The sequence below is a fragment of the Nocardia neocaledoniensis genome (genome assembly GCF_029868625.1).
Lineage (GTDB): Bacteria > Actinomycetota > Actinomycetes > Mycobacteriales > Mycobacteriaceae > Nocardia > Nocardia neocaledoniensis_A.
The window spans coordinates 1-5,932 of record NZ_JARWOJ010000258.1 but is presented as its reverse complement, the minus strand read 5'-3'; the positions used below and the strand labels follow the sequence as shown (position 1 = coordinate 5,932).

Below are 5,932 nucleotides of genomic sequence, written 5' to 3'. Positions count from 1 at the left end.
CCCGCGACCACCGCGGGCGATGCCGCCGCCGCGTCGCGGGGGCGCGGGCCCGCCCCCCCCCACCGCTGTTCGCCTGATCCCAGACGACATCAGACCTCTTCGGACAGAAGGCTTTCCATGCACAACTCCATCACCCGTGGCACCGGCGCCGCCGCGCTCGCGGTCGGCCTGGTGCTCGCCGCGAGCGGCACGGCGGCGGCGCACGTCACCGTCGACGCGCCCGGCGCCGCGCAGGGCGGCTACACCGTCGCGACCTTCAAGGTGCCCAACGAATCCGACACCGCGTCGACCACCGGACTGCGCGTCACCGTCCCCGGCATGAAAGGTGTTCGCACCGAACCACTGCCGGGCTGGAAGGCGGAGACCGCGCGGAACGACAAGGGCGAGGTCATCGTCACCTGGACCGCGGAACCGGGTAATCCGGGCATCGGTCCCGGCCAGTTCCAGCGGTTCGTGCTCTCGCTCGGCCCGCTCCCGAACCAGGAAACGGTGCTGTTCCCCGCGCAACAGACCTACAGCGACGGCAAGGTCGTCAACTGGGATCAGCCGAGCACCGACGGCGCGGAACCCGAACACCCCGCGCCCACCGTCACCCTGGCCGACAAGGGCAGCGCCGAGGGCGGCGATCACCACGTCGCCTCTGCCGATACCGTCCAGGCCGAACCGGATTCGGTGGCGCGCTGGCTCGGCGGGATCGGGCTCGCGCTCGGTCTGTTCGCCGCGGCGCTCGGCCTCGGTCTCGTCTTCCGGTCGCGGAGGTCGTGATGCGTGGATCCCAGCGTCTTTTGATCGCCCTGCTCGCGGTGCTCTTCGCCGGCGCCTTCGCCGCGGCGGGTACCGCGGGCGCGCACTCGGGCGCGGTGAGCAGCGTCCCCGAGGACGGGTCGACCGTCGAGGTGGGCCCGGCGCGCGCCAGCATCACCTTCAACGAGGAACTGCAGCCGAACTTCCCGTCGCTGACCGTGGTCGGCCCGGACGGCAGGCTGTGGTCCAAGGGCGAGGCCAGCGTCGAAGGCCGTTCCGTGAGTGTGGAACTGGGTGAGCTCGGCCCGGTCGGCCAGTACACGCTGGCGTACCGGGTGACCTCGGCCGACGGCCATCCCGTGAGCGGGACGCGGCAGTTCACGCTCAGTAAGGAGGGCACGGGCACGCCGGGCGCCAAGCCCGGCGAGGACAAGGCCGACGGCGGCGGCGATTCCGGCGGGGTGCCCGTGTGGGTGTTCATCGCGGGTGGTGTCGTGCTGTTCGGCGCCGGGCTCGCGGTCGCGCTGCTCGGCGGCCGTGCCGGACGCGGCAAGTAGCCACCGATGACGACCGGTCGCCGGGACCCAGGTACCGCGCTGCGGCGGTGGCGGATCCTGGCGCCGGTCGCGGTGGCGGCCGTGGCCGGGGTGGTCCTGGCCTGGCTGGTGCGCGCCGACGGCGGTTTCCCCGCCGCCGCGTGCGCGCGGGTCGTCGCCGATGTCGCGGGCGCGATCGTGCTCGGGCTGGCCGCGCTCCCCCGGCTCGACGCGCGGCTGCGGGTCGACTGGCGGCCGCTCGCGGTGCTCGCCGGTGTCTGGTTCGCGGCCGAGTTCGCGGTGCTGGCCGGTGAGGCGGCCGACATCGTCGGGGTGCCGGTGCGCGCGCTCGGCGCCGCCGATTTCGGCACCTTCCTCACCGAGCTCAGCGGCGGCCAGATCGGCATCGCGATCCTGTTCTGCACCGGCGCGGTCGCGTGCTACGCCGCCGTGGCGTTCCGCAGGCCCGACGCTGCCTCGGCCGATCTGGTGCTGGTCTTCGCCGCGGTCGCGCTGGCGCTGCGACCGATCACCGGGCACATGTCCCAGCAGATGTTCGGGTCGGTGCTGGCCGCGGTGCACGCGCTGGCCGCCGCGGCGTGGCTGGGCCTGCTGCTCGCCATGGCGCTCGTCCTGCGCACCAGGGGCGGCTGGGCCTCGACGCTGCCCGCCTATTCGCGGGTGGCGGCCCCGCTCGTGCTGATGATCGCGCTCACCGGCCTCATCGACGGGCTGGTGCGCGTCGGCGGCATCGAGCCACTGTGGACCAGTGGGTACGGCCGCATCCTGGTGGCCAAGTTCGCGATCCTGTGCGCGCTGACCGGGCTTGGCTGGTGGTGGCGGCGCACCTGGGTGACGCGGGCCGCGAACCACCGGGTCACGGTCGAGATCTCGCTACGCAACGCCCTGGTCGAGGTGACGCTGATGGCCGTCGGGTTCGGCCTGGCCGCCACGCTGGCGATCACCGCCTGAGCGGTCCGCCGCTAAAGTTGCCGCCATGACCGAAGTGAGGATCGCCGAAGACTGCGCGGCTCCGGCCAAGACCGCGTTCGATTTCATGAACGACTACCACAACCTGCCGAAATTCTGGTACGGCATCGAATCGTTCACCCCGGTCACCGAGCAGACCACCGGTGTCGGCGCGACCTTCGACGGAAAGATGAAGCTCGGTCCCGCCTCGCTCACCTCGCGCATCGAGGTCGTCCGCTGGGAAGAGGGCAGGCTGATCGCCACCAAGGCGATCAAGGGATTCGAGATCGTCACCACGTTCCAGTTCCTGCCCAAGGGCGAGGAAGTGTGCACGGTCGATGCCGTCATCGAGTACTTCGTGCCCGGCGGCATCGCGGGCAAGATGCTCGGCAAGACCATCGAGCCGTTCATCAAGGTCGCCGTGAAGCACACCACAGAGAGCCTGATCAGGGAGATCAACAAAGCCCATCAGCGCAGCGCCTGACACAATCGGCACCATGACCGAATCAGCGAATGTTGTGGCCACCGCCGATCTGGCCGATGAGATCGGCCCCGAGATCCGCAGCTGCGACACCCAGTTCATCCAGTTCGGTGGCCGGGCCGCGTTCGCCGGACGGATCACCACGATCCGCTGCTTCCAGGACAACCTGCTGGTCAAGCAGACCCTGAGCGAGCCGGGCGAGGGCAAGGTCCTCGTCGTCGACGGCGGCGCGAGCGTGCACACCGCCCTCGTCGGTGACATCATCGCCGGCCGCGGCGTGGACAACGGCTGGGCGGGTGTGATCGTCAACGGCGCCGTGCGCGACTCGGCGATCCTGCGCACCCTCGACATCGGGGTGAAGGCGCTGGGCACCAACCCGCGCAAGAGCACCCAGACCGGCAGCGGCGAGAAGGACGTCACCGTCGAGTTCGGCGGGGTGAGCTTCGTCCCCGGCGAGATGCTCTACAGCGACCACGACGGCATCGTGGTCCGCGCCGAGGACTGAAGTCTGGAGCGCTGGCGCGCTCGAGTCGCGGCCCTTCCAGTCCCGCCGATCGGACACCGGTGCTTGCTTCTACGTCGCCTACGCACCGGCGCCCGATCGGCGGGACGGCCGCGACCGCCGCTACGCGGCGGACCCTCCTCGAGGTCGGGTCGTCGTGGCCGGGTGTGTGACGACGCTCAGTTCCCGGACACCCGCACCCGGTGTCCGGCCAGCACGACGACATCGCCGACCTGCAGCTGCCTGCCGCGGCGTAATTCGACCTCGTCGTTGACCCGGACCAGGCCCTGGGCGATCACCGTCTTGGCCTCGGAACCCGAATCGATCAGGTTCGCCAGTTTCAGGAATTGCCCGAGCTTGATGACTTCGTCATCGATCGGCACATCAACTGGTTCCGACATGGGCTAATCCTTACATACCCATCCGGTCCCGATGGACGCACACTGGATCGGTGACCGCAACGCAGGCTGAGCAACCCACCGTCCAGGCTCCGCCCGACCGCGCCGCCGCCGTTCCCCATCGCGGACGCGGCAGGCTCGCGGAGGTACCGCACGTCACCGGGCTGGTGCTCGGCGTCTTCGCGGTGCTGTGTCTGCTGTGGAGCGTCTCCCCCGCGCTGCGGCATCTGACGCAGACGCCACGGCACTACATCGACGCCTACTACTTCGACGCACCGGACACCAGCCTGGTCTGGGCGCTGGTCGTCGGGCTGATGGCAGGCGCGCTGGCCGCCCGCAAACGCGTGGCGTGGTGGCTGCTGGTGGTGTACCTGCTGCTCTACACGGTGACCAATGTGCTGGACTTCGTCGCCGACGACAACGTCGACGCCCTGGTCGCCGGGGTCGTGCACGTGGTGGTGCTGGTGATCCTGATCGCGGCGCGCACGGAGTTCTACACGAAGGTCAGGCCGGGCGCGCTGTGGAAGGCGCTCGGGGTACTGGTGGCCGGTCTCGCGCTCGGCTGCCTGGTCGGCTGGGGGCTGGTGGAGCTCGCGCCCGGTTCGCTCCCCTCGGGCGGTCAGCGGCCGCTGTGGGCGGTCTACCGCGTCACCGCCGCGGTGCTGGTGGACAACGAACACTTCGACGGCCACCCGCGCCCGTGGGTCAACTTCCTGCTCGGCCTGTTCGGCGCGATCGCTCTGCTCACCGCGGTGGTGGTGCTGCTGCGTTCGCAGCGCGCGGTCAACGCGATGACCGGACTGGACGAGTCGGCGCTGCGCGGATTGCTCGCCGACAGCGACGTCGAGGACTCGCTGGGCTACTTCGCCACCCGCCGCGACAAGGCGGTGGTGTTCGCGCCGAACGGCAAGTCGGCCATCACCTATCGCGTGGAACTGGGCGTCTGCCTGGCCAGCGGTGACCCGATCGGGCCGAAACAGGGTTGGCCACAGGCCATCCGGGCCTGGCTGGAGCAGGCCGACCGCTTCGGCTGGGCGCCCGCGGTGATGGGCGCGAGCGAACTCGGGGCGACGGCGTACCGCCAGGCCGGGCTCTCGGCGCTGCGCCTCGGCGACGAGGCGATCCTCGACACCCGCGAGTTCTCGCTCGCCGGACCGGAGATGAAGCAGGTCCGCCAGGCCGCGAACCGGCTGCGCAAGAACGGGATGAGCGTGCGGGTGCGCAGGCATCACGACATCCCCGCCGCCGAGTTCACCGAGGTCGTCGCCCGTGCCGACGCCTGGCGCGACACCGAGACCGAGCGCGGCTTCTCGATGGCGCTGGGCCGCCTCGGCGACCCGCTCGACGGCGACTGCCTGCTGGTGGAGGCCGTCGACCACGACGACCGGGTGCAGGCCATGCTCTCGTTCGTCCCGTGGGGCCGCACCGGCGTCTCGCTGGAGCTCATGCGCCGCGACCCACACAGTCCCAACGGCGTGATGGAGCTGATGATCTCGCAGCTCGCGCTGAACTCCGATCAGTACGGCATCACCCGGATCTCGCTGAACTTCGCGGTGTTCCGCTCGGTGTTCGAGGAGGGCGGACGGATCGGGGCCGGGCCGATCCTGCGGGCCTGGCGCGGGGTACTGCTGTTCTTCTCGCGCTGGTGGCAGCTCGAGGCGCTGTACCGGTCGAACGTGAAGTACCACCCGCGCTGGGTGCCCCGGTTCTTCCTGTTCGAGGAGCGCAGGCAGCTGCCACGGGTGGCCGCGGCGAGTGGGCTGGCCGAGGGCTTCCTGCCGCGGCTCGGCCCGGAGCCCGACGCGGCGGTGCACACCGGCGCGCATCCGGCCGTGCCCGCCGGGCTCGTCGGCCTGCACGCCGACGGCACCCCGCCCGACGCGCCGGAGGGCGCCGAGGAGCAGGGACCCCGCAGGCCCGAACAGGTCCGGGTGCGCATGGCCAAGCTGGACCGGCTCGCCGGAGCCGGCGTCGACCCGTATCCGATCGCCTACCCGCCGACGCACACCATCGCCGAGGCCCGGCGCGGCCCGCAGGGCCCCCCCCGGCGGGGGGGACGCGGGGTCTGGCCCCCGGCGCCCGCGGCTGGCAGGATGCGCGATACATCGTCCGGCAGCACCCCATCTCGAGGAGACACCGTCCAGGTGAGCAGTCATACGCAGGACCGATCCATCGTCGCCACCACCCGCCGCGCTGCTCTCGGCCCTGCGCCGTGGGCTGCCGTCCTACATGGTCCCCTCGGCGCTGGTCGTGCTCGACGAGCTGCCGCTCAGTGCCAACGGCAAGGTCGACCGGAAGGCGC

General features: G+C 71.1%; 7 protein-coding genes. 6 read left to right on the top strand and 1 reads right to left on the bottom strand.

Annotation, left to right across the window (positions count from 1 at the left end; genetic code table 11):
- Positions 1–117: 117 nt before the first annotated feature.
- From QH270_RS19950 to rraA, 5 genes are read left to right on the top strand one after another with little or no spacing between them, the layout of a single operon-like run.
- Entirely contained in the window at positions 118–765 is a 648-nt protein-coding gene (locus QH270_RS19950) for a YcnI family copper-binding membrane protein (protein WP_280344642.1), read from the top strand.
- Positions 765–1,301 carry a copper resistance CopC family protein gene (locus QH270_RS19945; protein ID WP_280344641.1) on the top strand — a complete coding sequence of 179 codons (537 nt, stop codon included), beginning with the start codon at positions 765–767 and terminating at the stop codon, positions 1,299–1,301. The genes QH270_RS19950 and QH270_RS19945 overlap by 1 nt, the downstream gene beginning before the upstream one ends.
- A 6-nt stretch (positions 1,302–1,307) precedes the next feature.
- The gene (locus QH270_RS19940; protein WP_280344639.1) at positions 1,308–2,252 is read left to right on the top strand and encodes a CopD family protein; all 945 of its coding nucleotides are present in this window, start codon (positions 1,308–1,310) and stop codon (positions 2,250–2,252) included.
- 25 nt (positions 2,253–2,277) lie between these two features.
- A complete protein-coding gene (locus tag QH270_RS19935) occupies positions 2,278–2,733 on the top strand; it encodes an SRPBCC family protein (protein WP_280344634.1) in 456 nt (151 codons plus the stop codon).
- A gap of 13 nt (positions 2,734–2,746) precedes the next feature.
- Complete coding sequence (gene rraA / locus QH270_RS19930) at positions 2,747–3,235, top strand: ribonuclease E activity regulator RraA (RefSeq protein WP_110037998.1); 489 nt, start codon at positions 2,747–2,749, stop codon at positions 3,233–3,235.
- Positions 3,236–3,411: 176 nt separating this feature from the next.
- Here the strand turns inward: rraA and QH270_RS19925 are convergent, their stop codons facing one another.
- Complete coding sequence (locus QH270_RS19925) at positions 3,412–3,633, bottom strand: RNA-binding S4 domain-containing protein (protein WP_110037997.1); 222 nt, start codon at positions 3,631–3,633, stop codon at positions 3,412–3,414.
- Between the two features lie 50 nt (positions 3,634–3,683).
- Here QH270_RS19925 and lysX point away from each other — a divergent pair.
- Positions 3,684–5,932 (top strand): bifunctional lysylphosphatidylglycerol synthetase/lysine--tRNA ligase LysX (lysX, locus tag QH270_RS19920; protein WP_432420385.1); only part of this gene is annotated, 2,249 nt, incomplete at its 3' end.

Excerpts from the sequence above, each read along its gene's own strand:
- QH270_RS19950 (WP_280344642.1), top strand. The coding sequence starts at position 118 with ATGCACAACTCCATCACCCGTGGCACCGGCGCCGCCGCGCTCGCGGTC.
- QH270_RS19945 (WP_280344641.1), top strand. The coding sequence starts at position 765 with ATGCGTGGATCCCAGCGTCTTTTGATCGCCCTGCTCGCGGTGCTCTTC.
- QH270_RS19940 (WP_280344639.1), top strand. The coding sequence starts at position 1,308 with ATGACGACCGGTCGCCGGGACCCAGGTACCGCGCTGCGGCGGTGGCGG.
- QH270_RS19935 (WP_280344634.1), top strand. The coding sequence starts at position 2,278 with ATGACCGAAGTGAGGATCGCCGAAGACTGCGCGGCTCCGGCCAAGACC.
- rraA (WP_110037998.1), top strand. The coding sequence starts at position 2,747 with ATGACCGAATCAGCGAATGTTGTGGCCACCGCCGATCTGGCCGATGAG.
- QH270_RS19925 (WP_110037997.1), bottom strand. The coding sequence starts at position 3,633 with ATGTCGGAACCAGTTGATGTGCCGATCGATGACGAAGTCATCAAGCTC.